Source organism: Flavobacterium sp. 38 (assembly GCF_057799715.1).
This window is the reverse complement of record NZ_JBYNWZ010000001.1, coordinates 326,408-344,047: the sequence shown is the minus strand read 5'-3', so window position 1 is coordinate 344,047 and position 17,640 is coordinate 326,408. Positions and strand designations below refer to the sequence as shown.

Sequence of the window (17,640 nt, the reverse complement as noted above, 5' to 3'; positions counted from 1 at the left end):
AAATCTTGGTATTGTAGACTTCGGTGCAACTTTATAATTTTAAATTAACTCTTACAAGATTAACTTTAATTATATTATTTTGATTAGAAATTTACTTTATTGTCTGATTTTACTTCTTTTCGTTCCTTGTTCAAATCTTTTAGCACAACAAGGAAAATTGGATCCCACTTTTAACACATTGGATGATGGACAAAATGGAGATGGATTTAATGGTGCGGTACGAACGCTTCTTTTACAGCAAAATGGAAATTTAATTGTGGGAGGCGATTTTCTCAGGTTAAATAAATTTCCAGTTTCTTATATTACGTGCCTTAATCCCGATGGCATAATTGATGAAAGCTTTAACACAGGTAGTGGTTTTAATGGAAAAATCTATGCATCCTATTTACAAGCAGATGGTAAAATTATCTTGGGAGGAAGTTTTACAATTTACAACGGGGTTAATGTTGGAAGAATTATCCGTTTAAATCCTGACGGGTCCTATGATTCTACTTTCAACACTACAATAGGAGCAACAACTGGAATTGTATACGATATTGCAATGCAATCAGATGGGAAAATAATAATTGTCGGAAGTTTTACCAAATATGGAAATACTACAGTTAATCGAGTGGCACGTTTGCTTCCAAACGGGACGCTTGATTCTTCATTTTTAACTGGCTCTGGTTCGACTTTAAATATCAGCCATGTGAAGATTACTACAGATGAAAAAATAATTCTTAGTGGAAATTTTATCACATTTAACGGAATTCCAGCAAATAGGATTACTCGTTTAAATAGTAACGGAAGTGTAGATTCAACTTTTAAAATTGGAAATGGTTTCAATGATGATGTGAATGCGATCGCATTGCAACCAGACAGGAAAATGGTTGTAGGAGGTAATTTTACAACATTTGATAATATCTCTGCAAATCGGCTTATTCGCTTGAATGCAGATGGAACAAAAGATGAGAGTTTTTTAACAGGAACAGGATTTAGTAAAGAAGGTGTACAAATAATTAAAGTGGATTCCAAAGGAGATGTAATGGTCGGCGGATCTTTTACAGGTTTTTATAACAATATTGAGGTTAATAGAGTAGTTTATCTAAATAATGACGGGACACTAAAATCAGATTTTGATATTGGTTCAGGACCTGGCTCGGCTTCTGTTTTAAGTTTAGAATTTGATGAAGAAGGATCTTGGTTTATCGGAGGTACTTTTACTGTTTTTGACGAACAAAATCAAGGTAGATTAGCTAAAATAAGCAATGAAGGAGAACATGATATTGCTTATTTGTCTTCAGGAATTGGTTTTGATAATTCCGTTTTTAGCTTATTGCCTTTGCCCAATCAAAAAACAATTGTTGGTGGAAATTTTAATAGATTTAACGGAACGTTGGTTTCAAAAGTAATTTGTCTTCTAGAAGATGGTTCTATGGATACATCTTTTAATACTGGAAATTCTGGAGCAAATAATGTAGTAAAAACAACAGTACTACAAGGAGATGGAAAAGTCATTATTGGCGGTAATTTTACAAAATACAATGATGTAAATAGCTACAGAATTGTTAGGGTTTTGCCAAATGGAGAAATAGATAATTCTTTTAACAGTGGTGATGGATTTAATTTACAGGTTTATGCATTTGCGATTCAACGCGATCAAAAAATAATTGTCACAGGAGCATTTACAAAATACAACGGATCAAATTTAAATAGCAATAGAATTGTTAGGCTTTTCCCAGATGGAACCAAAGACAATGATTTCAATACTGGTTCTGGAGCTGATGGAATTGTGGATACAGCAATAATACAGCTGGATGGGAAAATTCTTTTGGGAGGACATTTTAAAAATTTTAATGGACAGCCTTTCTCAGGTTTAGTTCGTTTAAATACTGATGGAAGTATTGATTCAAGTTTTGATATTCGAAACGGGTTTGATAAAAATGTCTATGCGATTGCACTTCAATCCGATCAGAAGATTATTGTAGGCGGTTCTTTTTTAAGTTTTGATGGTACCTCTGAAAAAAGAATTCTACGCTTGAATAATGACGGCAGTCTTGATACGTCATTTGATTCTGGAACAGGTTTTAGCAAAGGCGATGTTCGTTCTGTTTTGGTGCAGCCCGATGATAGGATTTTGGTGGCAGGTACTTTTTCAGGAACCTATAAAAATAAAGGATCTTTAAGGCTTATTAGATTGATGTCGTCAGGAACTTTTGATGATTCATTTACTGCACCATTAAATAATACACTTTTTGATATGAAATTTACAGAGGATTATAAATTACTCATTGGAGGTAATTTTAATTCGGTTGCAGGTATTTCCAAACATAGAATTGCCCGTTTAAAACTTTGTGTAAATACAACCTTATGGAATGGAGTTTCTTGGACAAATGGCCCACCTTCAGCAGGAAAAGATGTATACTTTAAAGAAGATTTTCCGAAATTAACTAGCACTGCTGTTTGTGGATGTAACATTGATCTAGGCAAAACTGTCACTTTATTGGAGAACAATACTCTAGCAATAGAATTTGCATACACTGGTTCTGGAACTTTAATCTTAGAAGATTCGGCAAGTTTGTATCAATCAGATGATGATATGATAAATACCGGAACTGTTCATTTAATAAGAAAAACAAAACCAGTAATTCGTTATGATATGACGTATTGGTCTTCGCCTGTTGATGGGCAAAAAATGTTTGATTTTTCTCCATTTACTCTTGGAGATAAATATTATTGGCAAGATCCAATTACTGGCTGGAATACCAATTATAATGGAACGATGACCATGATTCCTGGACAAGGTTATTGTATTAGGGCTCCGCAAAATTATTCCATTACAGAGCGTCAAGTATTTGAAGGGATTTTTAAAGGAATTCCAAATAATGGAAAAATTGAAGCTGAACTGAAAGTGAAAGATGGTTATTATTTGATAGGGAATCCATACCCATCTGCAATAAATGCAGATCTTTTTATCAAAGCCAATTCTTCTAAAATAAAAGGAGCTCTATATTTTTGGACACATGCAACACCGCCTTCCAATGGTAAATATTCGGCAAATGATTGCGTAGTATATAATCTTTTAGGCGGGATAGGAATAACTTCTTCCTTAAATTCAGATTACGCTACTACAATACCAGACGGAACAATAGCTTCGGGGCAAGGATTTTTTATAGAAAGCAGTTCTGAAGGTTTTATAGAATTTAATAACAGTATGAGAATTAAAGCTAGTAATAGTGCTTTTTTTAAGCCAAGTAAAGATTCATCGGCTGAAATAGATACTGAAAAACTACGATTCTGGCTTAATCTCCATAATGGCACAGGTGCGCTAAAGCAGATTTTACTGGGCTATGCCAAAGAAGCTTCCAATTCATTAGATTATTATGATGCATTGTCATTCGGTTCCAATCAAGAAATTGATTTTTATAGTACTGTAGAAAATAAACAACTGGCCATCCAAGGAAGAGCGATGCCTTTAGAAGAGACTGACTCTATTAATTTGGGATATAAAACAGATTTAAAAACGACTTTGAATATAGAAATCGATCATCAAGATACTTTGTTTAATCAATTTAATATTTTTTTAGTGGATAAATTGCTGGATAAATATCATAATCTTTCAGAAGGATCATACAGATTTGATTCTGAAGCTGGAACTTTTAATAATCGTTTTTCAATTATTTATGCTAATAAAGCTTTAGGTAATAAAACTTTTGAGGATAATTCTAAATACATTCTGATATCTACTAAAAATCGCATAATAAATATTGAATCTTTTAAAAAGAATATAAAAGAGGTCATGATTTTTGATGTTTCTGCAAATCAGCTGTATAGAAAAAATAAGCTCGAAACTAAAAAAGTAGCTATCGAAAACTTTTACTCTTCACATCAGGTTTTAGTTGTAAAAGTCGTTTTTGAAGATGGAAAAGCTACTACTAGAAAGATTATTTTTTAGAAAAAATTGAATGTTAACTGTCCATTATATCACATCGAAGTTTTGATTTAATTATTTGATATTTAATGTTTTAACTTGTGTTTTTGTATAAATTAACAGTTTTTTCTTATTTTTTGTAATTTATGAGTTTTGGGTGTTAAAATTATATGTTTAATACTACATTGTGAATTTTAATGTAAACAAAATCGTACCTTGTAGCTGTATTTAGTCGATTAAAGACGTTTTATATCGATTAAATACTCTTCTATGAGCCTTTTCAATTAAAAGTTTTATTCAAAAAATTACATCTTTTATCTGCCTTAAGTTAATTGTCAAAATTAAACTGCTTCCTTTAGTTCTACTGATACTTGTTCTTGTTATATGACTATTGGTCTTGCAATTTTGCAATTAATCTTGTTTTGAGTTTGAATTTTATTTTCAATTACTAAAATGCCACAAGATGAAAAAAGATTTACTTACTATGCTGAATTTTTTCAGCCTTTCCACTTCACCAACTTATATTGAAAAACAGCCAAAATTGGGCTCGAGTTTTAAAATCATTTTAATTTTAATCGTATCATTTTTCTATACTTCTTCAAAAGCACAGACCTTTACACATCCAGTTGCGGCTAATAATCCTGCCTTTCCTCTTCCTGCAGGTATTACTGAAATTACCGTTGAAGCTTGGGGAGCGGGAGGAGCAGGAGGTGGTGCTTTAGTTGGGGGTGGATATGGAAGAAGTGGAGCTGGAGGAGCTGGAGGCGCATATGCAAGAGGAATAATTACAGGTATAAATACACAAACCTTAAATGTTTTTGTTGGAAAGGCTACAGCAGGAGGATCTGGAAACGGAGCAACAGGAGAAGCATCTTATGTAGCTGGGTTTAACAGTGTTTTTTATGCACCTGGAGGTAGAGGTGGTAATGCTAACCCTGCAACTGGACCTACTCCACCTGCAGTGACTGTAACTACAGGAGCAATTGGAAGCGTCACCACATCAAATGGCGGAGCTTCTGGACAAGGATATACTGCTTTATTAGGTTTACTTCTCTCATCGGGAAAAGGTGGCGATGCAGGAAATTTAGGAACAAATATGGGAGGAGCAGGAGGAGCTGGTTTTATCAGTCTGCTTGGTGCAAATGAACCAGGGAATCCGGGAAGAGAGTATGGAGGGGGAGGAGCTGGAGCTATAAGTACCGGAAGTGTTCAAAATGGAGGAAGTGGTGCAAGAGGGCATGTTAATATTACTTATACTTGTAAAGCGTATAGTTTGACTGGAATATCGGCCGCAAATGTCTGCACGTCGATTGGAACAACGTCACAAGTACAATTGACAGGGACAACAACAACTCTGCCGGCGGGTACTTACACAGTAACTTATAATACAAGTATTCCATTAGCGACTGGTTTAACAGCAATAATGACCGTTTCTTCAGCAGGAACAGGAAGTTTTACTGCAACGGGACTTAATACAGCAGGAACAAGTAGAATAACGGTAACGTCTCTAAAATCTTTGGATTGTCCTTCTACAATTTCTTCAAATAATTTTGTAGATATTACAGTCAGTGGACAGCCAACAATTAGTTTGGGGACAGCGACATCGGTCTGTACAAGTCCAAATGTTCAAAGCGTAACATTGCCATATAGTGGAGTAACAAATTCACCGACGAATTACAGCATAACATGGAATGCATCGCCTTCTAATAGTTTGGCTCCAGTTGCAAATGCTCCTTTGCAGGCAGGTTCAATCAGTATTGCAGTTCCAGGGGGAACAGCAGCGGGAACATATACGGGAACATTAACAGTAAGAAATGCGATAGGCTGTGTTTCGGCTTCAAGTAATTTTTTTGTAACGGTTAATCCTTTGCCGACTATAACTTTGGGGACGGCTACATCGGTTTGCACAAGTGCAAATGTTCAAAGTGTAACATTGCCATATAGCGGAGCAACAAATTCACCCACAACCTACAGCATAACATGGAATGCATCGCCTTCTAATAGTTTGGCTCCAGTTGCAAATACTCCTTTGCAGGCAGGTTCAATTAGTATTTCAGTTCCAGGGGGAACGGCAGCTGGAACTTATACGGGAACGTTAACTGTAAGCAATGCAAATAGCTGTGTTTCTACTGCCACTAATTTTACAGTAACAGTCAATTCATTACCATCAATAACATTAGGATCGGCTACAGCAGTTTGTACAAGCGCAAATCCTCAAAGTGTGACATTGCCATATAGTGGAGCGACAAATTCGCCAACAACCTACAGCATAATTTGGAATGCATCGCCTGCGAATAATTTTACTGCGGTTGCAGATGCTCCTCTACCAGTAGGTTCAATCAATATTCCAATTCCGCTTGGAACAGCTGCAGGAACTTATGCAGGAATCCTAACGGTGAAAAATACAAATGGCTGTATTTCGGCAAGTAATAATTTTGCAATAACAGTTAACCCGCTTCCAGTTGCACCAACAGCTTCAGCGACTCAACAGCCAACTTGTGTAAACAATACAGGAATTATTACGGTTACTTCACCAGCTTCTGGTACTGGATATACTTACAGTATAGATGGAGTAGATTTTAGTAACTCTACAGGAATATTTATTGGTTTATCTTCTGGACTTTACAATGTGCAAGTGAAAAATAGTGCAACAGGCTGTGAATCGCTAGGAACACAAATTACAATAAATGCTTCTGTTACAAAAGTATGGAATGGTAGTGCTAACGCCAATTGGGGAAATCCTGCCAATTGGACACCTACAGGAGTTCCAATTGCTACAGATTGTATAGACATTCCAGACGTTGGTGTTGATCCAGTTATTTCTGGTACAAACGCAAGTTTTTTTGCCAGTAGGTTAACGATTCAAAACAATGGATCTTTAATTGTAAATGGAACTAATACTATAACCGTAACAAATGAAGTAAATGTACTTGGTAATGGAGTTCTGATTTTTGAAAATAATTCAAGCTTAGTTCAAATTGAAGATGTGGTAAACTCAGGAAATATTATTTATAAAAGAAATACAACTCCAGTAAGACGTTATGATGTCACGTATTGGTCTTCGCCTGTTACCCGTCAGCCAGCATTTACATTATATGATTTATCGCCTAATACACTTTGGGACAAATTTCATAAATTCAATTCGGTAACGGAGGAATGGATGCTCATTAGTAATGGAGCAGAAGAAATGGTAAAAGGGAATGGATATAGTATTAGAGCACCTCAATTCTACGATTTAAACTCAACTCAGATATTCGGGGGAGAATTTAAAGGTGTTCCAAATAATGGAACTATTTTAGGACCACTAGGAGCTCCCGAAAAACTCACCTTTTTAGGAAACCCATATCCTTCTGCAATTTATGCAGATAAATTCATTTCTGATAATTCAGGTCGCATTTATGGAACCCTTCAGTTTTGGACACACAATAGTGCTCCTACTCTAATTCCAGGGACTAATACTTTTACTTATAGCAGTGGAGATTTTGCTTATTATAACTTATCGGGGAATATAGAAGTAGGTGAAATGGAAGGTACTCCAGCAACAAATCCTGGGAATCAATCCATACCTGCAGGATATATTGCCGCTGGGCAGGCCTTTTTCGCTACATCAATAACTGGAGAGAGTGTTGTTTTTACCAATTCAATGCGTGTGCCTAATCTAAATAGCCAGTTTTATAAATCTTCGACCACTACAGCCATAGAAAAACATCGTGTGTGGTTAAATTTTACAAATACTGAGAAAGCTTTTAAACAATTGCTTATTGGTTATGTAACTGGAGCAACTAACTCTTGGGATAATAATTATGATGCAGTGACAATGGATGCAAACCCCTATGTTGATTTTTATAGTATTAATGATGGAGAAAAGTTGGTTATTCAAGGACGTGCAGTGCCTTTTGTTGTAACAGACACCATTCCGTTAGGATATAAGTCTACGATTCCAGAAGGTAATTTTACCATTGCAATAGACCATGCCGACGGAGATTTAAGTAATCAGAATATTTATCTGCAAGACAATCTGACAAATACCATTCATAACTTAAAAACAGGAGGTTATACTTTTACTACGGCGCCAGGAACATTTCTTAATCGGTTTGTATTGCGATATACAAGTTCAGATGACGATAAAACATTAGGGAATGAGGATTTTGAAAATCAAGATCAGAAAATCTTTGTTTCTGTGAAAGACAAAAACATTAAACTGCAATCTATTTCGGAGCAGGAAAATCTTGAAGAAGCGGCAATTTATGATACGGGAGGAAAATTGCTATATCGTAAAAAGGAAATTGGAAATCGGGAATGGATTGTGACAAATTTCCAATCGGGGCCGCAAGTTTTGTTAGTTAAAGTAACTCTGGATAGCGGGAGAACGATAACGAAAAAAATAGTATTTCAATAAAATAAAAAAGCGGTTGAGAATTTAAAATTCAACCGCTTTTATCATTTAAGCACTACGCTGTAAATTTTGGTGCGTATTGGTAATTGCCTTTTCGTTTTTATAATCGATCCATTTCTGGCCTTGAATTTTTCGCATCATAATATCAAAATGGCGCATGATAAAAACATTGTATGCTGCTTTAGATAAATTGACAATGTTTTTTGGAAACGATCTTAAGCTCATCGAAAATCCAGGCGTTAGATATTTCATATAATGCCAATATCCCTCAGGCATATAAAGCATTTCGCCGTGTTTTAGATTGGTAATATACCCTTCAACATTTTTGAGTGCTGGGAATTTTTCATAATCCGGATTATCAAAATCAATGTCTTCTCTTGAAATTAAGGCATGAGGTACCTTGTACATAAATTTTGACTGACTTGGCGGGAAAATCATACATTGTTTTTCTCCATGAAAATGAAAATGAAGAATATTAGAATAGTCAATATCATAATGCATAAAAACTTTCGAATTTTCTCCTCCAAAAAATAACATCGGCATTTGCTTGACTAGTTTTAAGCCAATATCGGGCCATAAGAAGTCATTCTTTAATGAAGGAACTTCTTTCATTAAATTGTAAAGAAATATACGGTAATTGGTAGGCTTTTCTTCCAATAAGTCGATATAATCACTCATTTTCATTGTAGTGTGCGCCTCGTTAAACCCGTCTTCATGATTTACAGGTCTATCATCGTACAAGGGAACGACCGAGTCTCCTGCTATTTCTTTCATATAAGATAATTTCCATTTGCTATAAGCTGGCCAGTCTTCGGTCAATTCTTCAATAACAACAGGAATTTGTTTTTTTACATATTGGGAAACAAAATCTTCTCTTGAGATTTTTTTTACCCTTTCAATTTGTTTTAACTTCATTTTTATAAATAAAAAAATTGCTTATAACTCTCTGCTATAAGCAATTTAAAAATATTTCTCGAGATTTTAGTTCTCTTTCGACTAAAAAATTGATCGGATCGATGCTCAAAAAGCATTATTTAGAAAAGTATTTCTTTAAAATTTATTATAAGAATTTTTAAAGTTAATCGGCTGCATATTTGTTGTTCCAATACAGCATCATCATCAAAGTAACAATTACAGAAGAGGCAAGACCTTCAAATAATAGGCAAATACAGTAAGTTGGAACTGATGGATTTCCGCCGAACATAAAAGTTTCAGAGAGACCTCTTACATACGCATCTCCGCCTCGGGCGTAACTGTAAACCAATAAACCAAAAACACTCATACATACACCAACCACAGAAGTTGTCATTGCAGAAATAGCGTTTGATAGAAAATCGGTTTCTCCCTCATGAAAATTCATCTGCATGGTCCTATTAACACCGTAGAATATAATGAAAACGTTGAGTGTTCTCAAATAAAACAAATCTGCTAAACCTAGTACATTCATTAATAAAAAATAAATGCCAATTCCGAGGAAAATCAAAAAACCGTTGGTAATTTCTTTAGGTAATTTCATAGTGGTTATTTTTTAGAAGTTAATAGTAAATAATTGAAAAACAGTGGTCTATCAAATTTACTAAAAAAATAACTACGATGATTTAAAAACGGTAAAAACTATGCGGTTTGGTTTTTTAAGGACGAATTTATAAAAGCCAAAGATTCAATTTTATCTTGATTAAGCTGTTCTTTTAATGCGTCTACTGAACTGAATTTTTGCTCTTCGCGAATGTAATGCAGTAACGAAACCTCAATATTTTGATCGTAAATGTCTTTGTCAAAATTAAACAAATGCACTTCAATGGTTTGTTTTTCGCCATTAACAGTCGGATTGAAACCAATATTCATCATGCCAAAAACAGTTTCACCGTTTACAGTTGCTTTAACAACATAAACGCCAATTTTTGGGATTAGTTTATAATCTTCTTCAATGTGAATATTTGCGGTAGGAAAACCAATTGTTCTTCCGAGCTGTTTTCCTTTTACGATAGTTCCGTTCAAGAAATAGTTGTAACCTAAATATTCGTTGGCAAGTGCCATGTTGCCTTCATTTAAAGCTTTTCTAATTTTGGTTGAACTAACCGAAACATCTTGGATTTCTTCAGCAGAAATCTGCTCTACTTCAAATCCGTATTCGAGTCCAAAAGCAATCAGATCATCAATATTTGCAGTTCTATTGCGGCCAAAACGATGATCGTGTCCTATAATAATTTTTTGAATCTGGAATTTTTCCACCAAAATAGTACGAACAAATTCTTCTGCGGTTAATCTTGAGAAACTTTCATTGAAAGGATGAACAATTAAATTCTCAATTCCAGTAGCTTCCAAAAGTTTTATTTTTTCACTAATGGTATTCAGCAATCGTATCTCCGACTTTTCTTGAAGAACCATTCGCGGATGCGGAAAAAAGGTCAGAACCAAACTTTCGTATTTCCCATTTTCAGTATGTTGCGTAATTCGATCTAGAATTTTTTTATGACCAATATGCACACCATCAAAGGTACCAAGAGTTAAGATTGTTTTCTTGGTTGACTGAAAATCGTTTATAGAATGAAAGAGCTTCAAAACAAATTATTTAAGATGCTGCAAATTTATACTATTCTCTTTTAAATTTAATACTATGCCAAATCGAATTTTAACGTATAACAGATTTTTTTGTGTAAATAAGCCAACTCGTCGATTAAAAAGCAATAATTGTCGTATAGATAATATGATTTCAAATTAATTGAAGTAATTTTGATATTATATTTTAAGAAGATGAAAAAACAACTACTTTGTATATTTTTAATTTTTTGTTTTGCCAATGTGAATGCACAGGATGTTTTGTGGCAAAAAGTAACTTCTTCATCGCTTTCGCGAAAAGCAGATGGGGTAAGCTCGGGCAAATTATATTTTAAATTAAACACCAATCTTCTTAATTCTAAGCTGGTTTCAGCGTCCAATAAAACAGCAAAAAATGCAGTTTCAGAAATTACGATTCCAAATACTGATGGAAATTTAGAACGTTTTTCAGTTTGGGAATCTTCGAATTTTGATCCGGAATTACAGGCAAAATATCCAGAAATCAAAGCTTATGAAGGCCGTGGAATAGATGATAAAAATGCTATAATCCATTTTAGCGTTGCGCCGATCGGAATGCAGACAATGGTTTTTAGAACAGCAAAACCAACAGAATATATTGAACAAAATCCTGATAATAAATCGGAATACGTTTTGTTTAAAGCACAAGACAACGCAGAGACAAGAAAATTTTTAGATTGTAAAACTATTGATTTATTGGCTGAAAGTAAATTGTCAACAACAGCAAAAACGACTTCTAATGCCAAACAATTCAAAACGCTTCGACTGGCATTATCCTGTACAGGAGAATATACAGCTTATTTTGGTGGAACAAAATCGGGGGCTTTAGCAGGAATGAACGCGACTTTGACTCGTGTAAACGGTATTTTTGAAAGAGACCTTGCTGTAAGAGTAGTTTTAATCGCTAATAACACCGATGTTATTTATACTGATGCGGCTGCAGATCCTTATTCTGTTCCTTCACAAGGAGCTGTCGATGGAGGAACTTGGCCAAAACAAGTTCAAACTACATTAACCAATGTTATTGGTGAGGCCAATTATGATATTGGTCATTTGTTTGGAGGTTCTGGAGGCGGAGGAAATGCAAGCTGTATTGGTTGCGTATGTGTGAGCCCAACTGCCAATGATCCTGTCGGAAAAGGTAGTGCGTTTACTTCTCCAGCAGATGCAAAACCAGAAGGCGATAATTTTGATATTGATTTTGTTGCTCACGAAATGGGGCATCAGCTCGGCGGATCGCATACTTTTTCGTATGCAAATGAAGGAATGGGAACATGTTACGAACCAGGAAGCGGCTCAACCATTATGGGATATGCCGGAGTAACAAAAGGCTATAATGTTCAAGATCATTCTGATGACTATTTTTCTTATGCGAGTATTAGTCAGATACAGAATAATTTAGCGGGAAAAACTTGTCCGGTGTCAACCCCAATTGCTGATAATAATCCGCCAGTTATTGATGCGGGTTCAGATTATACAATTCCAATTAGTACGCCATTTGTATTAACAGGAACAGGTTCTGATCCTGAAGGAAATTCAATAACTTATACTTGGGAACAATACGATAGTGCCACCACGGCTTTTGCAGGAAATAGTTTTGCTTCTCCAACAAAACCAGATGGTCCAATGTTTAGATCTTTTCCGCCTACAGTTTCTCCAGTTCGCTACATGCCGGCTTTAAGTTCTGTACTCAATAACCAGCTGACTACAAGTTGGGAATCTGTTTCTTCTATTGCAAAAACAATGAATTTTACCCTTACAGGACGTGATAATGCAGCTTCAGGAAAAGCACAAACTAGTACAGATGCAATGGTTGTCACAGTAAGTGCTTCTGCGGGACCATTTGCAGTAACTTCGCAAAAAGAAGATAATATTGGATGGGCACAAGGATCTGCACAAACAATAACTTGGAGTGTCAACAATACAAACACACTTCCAGGATCATCAAATGTGAATATAAAATTATCTATTGACGGAGGAACGACATTTCCAATTGTTTTGGCAGCTAATACTCCAAATGATGGAACAGAAACAATATTAGTTCCGTCGGATGTTGAGGTTTCTACAAATTGCAGACTTTTAATAGAACCAGTTGGAAATATTTATTATGCTCTAAATAGTATTCCATTTGCTGTGGGATATACGGTTTCTACATCTTGTTCTTCCTATAGTTTTGGCGGCGGGTATTCGACGGGTGATGGCGCAAACGTTAACAAAACAGTTGCTGTGCCAGCTTCTACCGGATCTATTTCAGATGTTAATGTTTCGGTAAATGTGACGCATGCGAGATTTTCAGATTTGACAATGCAGATTATTAGTCCGCTCGGGACAGTTGTAACTTTATTTAATAAAAATTGTGATAATACAAGTTCGACTTTTGCTTTACAATTTGACGATAGCGGATCTGCTTTAAACTGCAATACGACTACAAGTCAAATTGTGATTCCGTCAACAGCCTTAAGTGCTTTTAATGGAGAAAATTCTCAAGGAACTTGGACTTTTAGAGTTTACGATGATAAGGTGGGAGCATTAGGGACCATAAATTCTGCTTCAGTAAATATCTGTAACAAAACCTATACTTTAGGAAACGATGATTTTGAAAATGCTGAATTTATTGCCTATCCAAATCCAAACAAAGGAAGTTTTACGGTACAATTCGAAAGAGATTCAATAAGCGAAATTAAAGTTTATGTCAATGATATTAATGGAAAATATGTTTATGACAGAGCTTTCCAAGGTTCAGGATATTTTATTCAAGATATTCAATTGCCAGATGTACCTTCAGGTCTTTATTTTGTAACGGTTACTGATGGACAAAAGAAAGTAATAAAAAAGATATTGGTAAATTAAACCTAGAATCGTTAAAAGCTTAATGCGCCATAGCCATACAAATTACACTGATTTTTACGCCAGGGATTTTTAATAAAGCTAGCGAACAAGCCTCAATTGTTGCACCCGTTGTAAGTACGTCGTCAACAATTAGGAAATGTTTATTGTGATTGGCTTCTGTAAATTCTACATCAAAAATATTTTCGATATTTTCAGATCTTCCTAAAAGATTCTTTTTAGATTGTGTTTTAGAATAGATCTTTCGAATTAAAATATTTTCCTCAAAAGGAATATTAAAACCAGATGCGATTGCTTTTCCAAAAGTCGTAACCTGATTATAACCGCGTTCTTTAAATTTTCTTTTATGAAGCGGAACAGGAATTACGGCATCAAAAGGAATTTCAAGTTGAATTTCCTTTAAATCTTCGGCATACCAGCTTCCCAGTACAACGCCGATTTCCTGATGGCCTTTGTATTTTAAATTATGGATTAATTCCTGAACCATTCCCTTTTTATTAAAATACAAAAAAGCCGATGCAAATTGAATATCAACTTTGCCATAAAACTTTTTTACAGCTTCATTTTTTGAATCTAAATGATATTGAGTCAGAGGCATTTCATGACGGCACGATGTACAGAAAACATTTTCATTTTGAAGTAAAAGAGCACGGCATCCGCTGCAGACTTTCGGGAAAAACAAATTTATTAGGTAATTAATCACAAAAAGAAAGTTTTTATTTACAAAAATAACAAAATCGATCCTTCAATCTTTATAATTTTTCTTTTTTATATAGGGAGTTTTTATATTTTTGCATCACTATGGCAAAACAAGAAGATTTATTTAAGAATGTGGTTTCGCACGCAAAAGAGTACGGATTTATTTTTCCGTCAAGCGAAGTTTACGACGGGTTAAGTGCTGTATATGATTATGCACAAAATGGTGTCGAATTAAAAAAGAATATCCGTGAATATTGGTGGAAATCAATGGTTCAAATGAACGAAAATATTGTCGGCCTTGATGCTGCAATATTGATGCATCCAACAACTTGGAAAGCTTCTGGTCACGTTGATGCTTTCAATGATCCATTAATTGATAATAAAGATTCTAAAAAGAGATATAGAGCTGACGTTTTGGTTGAAGACCATGCGGAAAAAATTCATCAGAAAGCTCAAAAAGAAATCGAAAAAGCAAAAGCTCGTTTTGGCGATGCATTCAACGAACAGGAATTTGTTACGACAAATGCTCGTGTAGTTGAGTATTTGGCTAAAGAAAAAGAAATCAGAGAGCGTTTAGGACGTTCTTTAGGAGCTGGAGATTTAGCCGATGTGAAAGCTTTGATCGAAGAACTGGAAATTGCTGATCCTGAAACGGGTTCTAAAAACTGGACAGAGGTAAAACAATTTAACTTGATGTTCGGAACAAAATTAGGTGCATCTGCAGAAAATGCAATGGATTTATATTTGCGTCCAGAGACTGCTCAAGGTATTTTTGTTAACTTTTTGAATGTTCAGAAATCGGGCCGTATGAAAGTTCCTTTCGGAATTGCTCAAACAGGTAAAGCGTTTAGAAATGAAATTGTAGCAAGACAATTTATTTTCCGTATGCGTGAGTTTGAACAAATGGAAATGCAGTTTTTTGTGCGTCCGGGAGAAGAAATGCAATGGTACGAGCACTGGAAAACAACTCGTTTAAACTGGCATTTATCTTTAGGATTAGGAAAAGAAAATTACCGTTTTCATGATCACGAAAAATTAGCGCACTACGCAAATGCTGCAGCAGATATCGAATTTAATTTCCCATTCGGATTTAAAGAATTGGAAGGAATTCACTCTCGTACCGATTTTGACTTAAAAGCACACGAAGAATATTCTGGAAGAAAATTACAATATTTTGATCCAGAACTTAACGAAAACTATGTTCCTTATGTAGTTGAAACTTCTGTTGGTTTAGATCGTATGTTCTTGGCTGTTTTTGCCACTTCATTACAAGAAGAAACATTAGAAGATGGTTCTACAAGAACGGTTTTAAAATTGCCAGCAGTTTTAGCGCCAACTAAAGCGACTGTTTTACCATTGGTTAAAAAAGACGGTTTGCCAGAGGTAGCTAAAAAAATCATCGAAGACTTGAAATGGGACTTCAATGTTGCTTATGATGAAAAAGATGCTGTAGGACGTCGTTACAGAAGAGCAGATGCTTTAGGAACGCCATTCTGTATTACAGTAGATCATCAAACACTTGAAGATGAAACCGTAACCATTCGTCATAGAGATACAATGAAACAAGATCGTGTAAAAATTACGGAATTAAGAGCTATTATCGAAAACGAAGTTTCGATGAAAAACTGGCTCATGAAAATGTAAGCTTTACCGTTTATTCTATAGATCCCAAATTCCGTTAAGGAGTTTGGGATTTTTATTTTAAAAAAGGCATTTTATCGGCTTTTTTTGCATTTCATCTTTATGTATCAACATTCAGCTTTAATGTGTTAACAATGAAGTGTTTAAAAAGTTTAAATCCGTAATTTTAAATTTGTGTTACACCAAGATCAAATTTTTTCTTCATTAACATCAATTAAAAACTATTTTTTGATTATGATTGCGTAGTGAGAAAACCAATAGAACCGAAATTGAAAAAGCATTCGTATATTATAATTGATGATGACGCTGAGAGTATTTTGAAAACCCAAACAGCTGCTTCAGGTTTTTCAGAATTATCTTTTGCAGGATCGGCATCAAATTTTCAGGACGGTTTAGACTTGGTTTTAGAACATAAACCCGATCTAATTTTTCTCGAAATCGAGCCTAATAATTTATCAAGTCATTTGTCTTTGACTTTTATTAGCGAACTTCATCGATTTTTGCATCAGATTCCTAAAATTATTGTAACCACAAAAGAAAAAGAAAAAGCTTTTGATGCTATTCAATATGGCGTTTTCGATTACCTTTTAAAGCCAGTTGCGCAAAATGATTTCTTAAAATCAGTTTTAAAACTTAACAGAGCCAATTTAGAGACTCAAATAGCTCCGTTTAGAGAAGAACCTGCAACTATTACAATTGAGAGGGGAACAATTCCTCAAAACATCCAGAAACCATTAACGATCTGTATAAAATCGTATGGAGATTATCGGTATTTAAATGCTGAAGATATTTGTTATTTTCAAGCCGATAATAACTCGACAGATATTTATTTAAATACCGGTGAAATGATTACGGCATTTAAAACGTTAAAGCATTTTGAGAGTGTTTTAACGTATCCTTTTATCCGTATTCACAACAGTTATGTAATCAATAGAAATTACATTTCAAGAATTCATAGCGGAAACTCAACCTGTTACATAAAAAACTCCACGAAAAAGATTCCTTTTTCTAAAACTTACAGATCAAATGTCGAGCAAATTATTGCCGATTTTTCTGCAGGAAATTACCTAGAAGTCTAAAAATTAGACGGTTACATTAATTTGCTATCCATTGACTATCAATTGGGTACGATCTACCACAAACTCAATTTTTCGTATAAATTTTTTTTGATCCTGGTGTTAGTTTTACACTCTGATTCGCAAGCAAACAGCGAGTCATCTCCAAAAATTAAAACAAAACATTAAAACCCTCAGATCATGAAAAAGACAGCTTTAACATTCGGATTATTTTCTTTAGTAGCAGTAGCAACTTCTTTTGCAAATCCTACAGCAACTAATTCTTCAACAGATAAAGGTATAGATATTTTTGATACAGATGGAACTGGCCACGGTACAAGTGGTAGACGTAAAGGTGATGAGTTTGCTCAATCAAAAAACGTCGCAAACAGTTTTAACGCAGATCGTCAATTTACAAGAGTTACTGTAAAAGTAGACTAATTAGAAAATCAAAATATTAAGGAAAGGCTGTTCAATTTATTGGCAGCCTTTTTTTTTCGTCAATAGTTTTAGTA

At 34.7% G+C, this 17,640-nt stretch carries 10 protein-coding genes; 6 read left to right on the top strand and 4 right to left on the bottom strand.

All coding sequences use genetic code 11. The annotated features are described in order from the left end of the window. Positions 1–79 precede the first annotated feature (79 nt). Positions 80–3,934, top strand: coding sequence for a DUF8693 domain-containing protein (locus tag AC3E9W_RS01470; RefSeq protein WP_488766441.1), 3,855 nt, complete (start codon positions 80–82; stop codon positions 3,932–3,934). A gap of 439 nt (positions 3,935–4,373) precedes the next feature. Next, a complete protein-coding gene (locus tag AC3E9W_RS01465) occupies positions 4,374–8,309 on the top strand; it encodes a DUF8693 domain-containing protein (protein ID WP_488766440.1) in 3,936 nt (1,311 codons plus the stop codon). A 45-nt stretch (positions 8,310–8,354) separates the two neighbouring features. Here AC3E9W_RS01465 and AC3E9W_RS01460 read toward each other — a convergent pair whose 3' ends face one another. The 3 genes from AC3E9W_RS01460 to AC3E9W_RS01450 all read right to left on the bottom strand — a co-directional run bounded on the left by AC3E9W_RS01460 (position 8,355) and on the right by AC3E9W_RS01450 (position 10,868). Beyond that, positions 8,355–9,221 (bottom strand): cupin-like domain-containing protein, encoded by an 867-nt coding sequence (locus AC3E9W_RS01460; protein WP_488766439.1) that lies wholly within the window; start codon positions 9,219–9,221, stop codon positions 8,355–8,357. A 163-nt stretch (positions 9,222–9,384) separates the two neighbouring features. Next, positions 9,385–9,822 carry a hypothetical protein gene (locus AC3E9W_RS01455; RefSeq protein WP_306153671.1) on the bottom strand — a complete coding sequence of 146 codons (438 nt, stop codon included), beginning with the start codon at positions 9,820–9,822 and terminating at the stop codon, positions 9,385–9,387. Between the two features lie 98 nt (positions 9,823–9,920). Then, complete coding sequence (locus tag AC3E9W_RS01450; RefSeq protein WP_456894547.1) at positions 9,921–10,868, bottom strand: bifunctional riboflavin kinase/FAD synthetase; 948 nt, start codon at positions 10,866–10,868, stop codon at positions 9,921–9,923. 192 nt (positions 10,869–11,060) lie between these two features. Here AC3E9W_RS01450 and AC3E9W_RS01445 point away from each other — a divergent pair, with 192 nt between their 5' ends. After that, positions 11,061–13,733 carry a zinc-dependent metalloprotease gene (locus AC3E9W_RS01445; RefSeq protein WP_488766437.1) on the top strand — a complete coding sequence of 891 codons (2,673 nt, stop codon included), beginning with the start codon at positions 11,061–11,063 and terminating at the stop codon, positions 13,731–13,733. A gap of 19 nt (positions 13,734–13,752) precedes the next feature. Here the strand turns inward: AC3E9W_RS01445 and AC3E9W_RS01440 are convergent, their stop codons facing one another. After that, positions 13,753–14,433, bottom strand: a complete 681-nt coding sequence (locus AC3E9W_RS01440) for a ComF family protein (protein ID WP_488766435.1) — start codon at positions 14,431–14,433, stop codon at positions 13,753–13,755. A 98-nt stretch (positions 14,434–14,531) separates the two neighbouring features. Here AC3E9W_RS01440 and AC3E9W_RS01435 point away from each other — a divergent pair, with 98 nt between their 5' ends. From AC3E9W_RS01435 to AC3E9W_RS01425, 3 genes are all read left to right on the top strand, one after another. Continuing rightward, positions 14,532–16,073 (top strand): glycine--tRNA ligase, encoded by a 1,542-nt coding sequence (locus tag AC3E9W_RS01435; RefSeq protein WP_306153664.1) that lies wholly within the window; start codon positions 14,532–14,534, stop codon positions 16,071–16,073. 266 nt (positions 16,074–16,339) lie between these two features. Beyond that, complete coding sequence (locus AC3E9W_RS01430; protein ID WP_488766434.1) at positions 16,340–17,149, top strand: LytR/AlgR family response regulator transcription factor; 810 nt, start codon at positions 16,340–16,342, stop codon at positions 17,147–17,149. A gap of 177 nt (positions 17,150–17,326) precedes the next feature. Further along, a complete protein-coding gene (locus AC3E9W_RS01425) occupies positions 17,327–17,566 on the top strand; it encodes a hypothetical protein (protein ID WP_306153660.1) in 240 nt (79 codons plus the stop codon). The last annotated feature ends 74 nt before the right edge of the window (positions 17,567–17,640 follow it).

Bases quoted from the DNA above. Each gene is read 5' to 3' on its own strand.
- AC3E9W_RS01455 (WP_306153671.1), bottom strand. From the start codon at position 9,822: ATGAAATTACCTAAAGAAATTACCAACGGTTTTTTGATTTTCCTCGGA.
- AC3E9W_RS01445 (WP_488766437.1), top strand. From the start codon at position 11,061: ATGAAAAAACAACTACTTTGTATATTTTTAATTTTTTGTTTTGCCAAT.
- AC3E9W_RS01435 (WP_306153664.1), top strand. From the start codon at position 14,532: ATGGCAAAACAAGAAGATTTATTTAAGAATGTGGTTTCGCACGCAAAA.
- AC3E9W_RS01460 (WP_488766439.1), bottom strand. From the start codon at position 9,221: ATGAAGTTAAAACAAATTGAAAGGGTAAAAAAAATCTCAAGAGAAGAT.
- AC3E9W_RS01425 (WP_306153660.1), top strand. From the start codon at position 17,327: ATGAAAAAGACAGCTTTAACATTCGGATTATTTTCTTTAGTAGCAGTA.
- AC3E9W_RS01465 (WP_488766440.1), top strand. From the start codon at position 4,374: ATGAAAAAAGATTTACTTACTATGCTGAATTTTTTCAGCCTTTCCACT.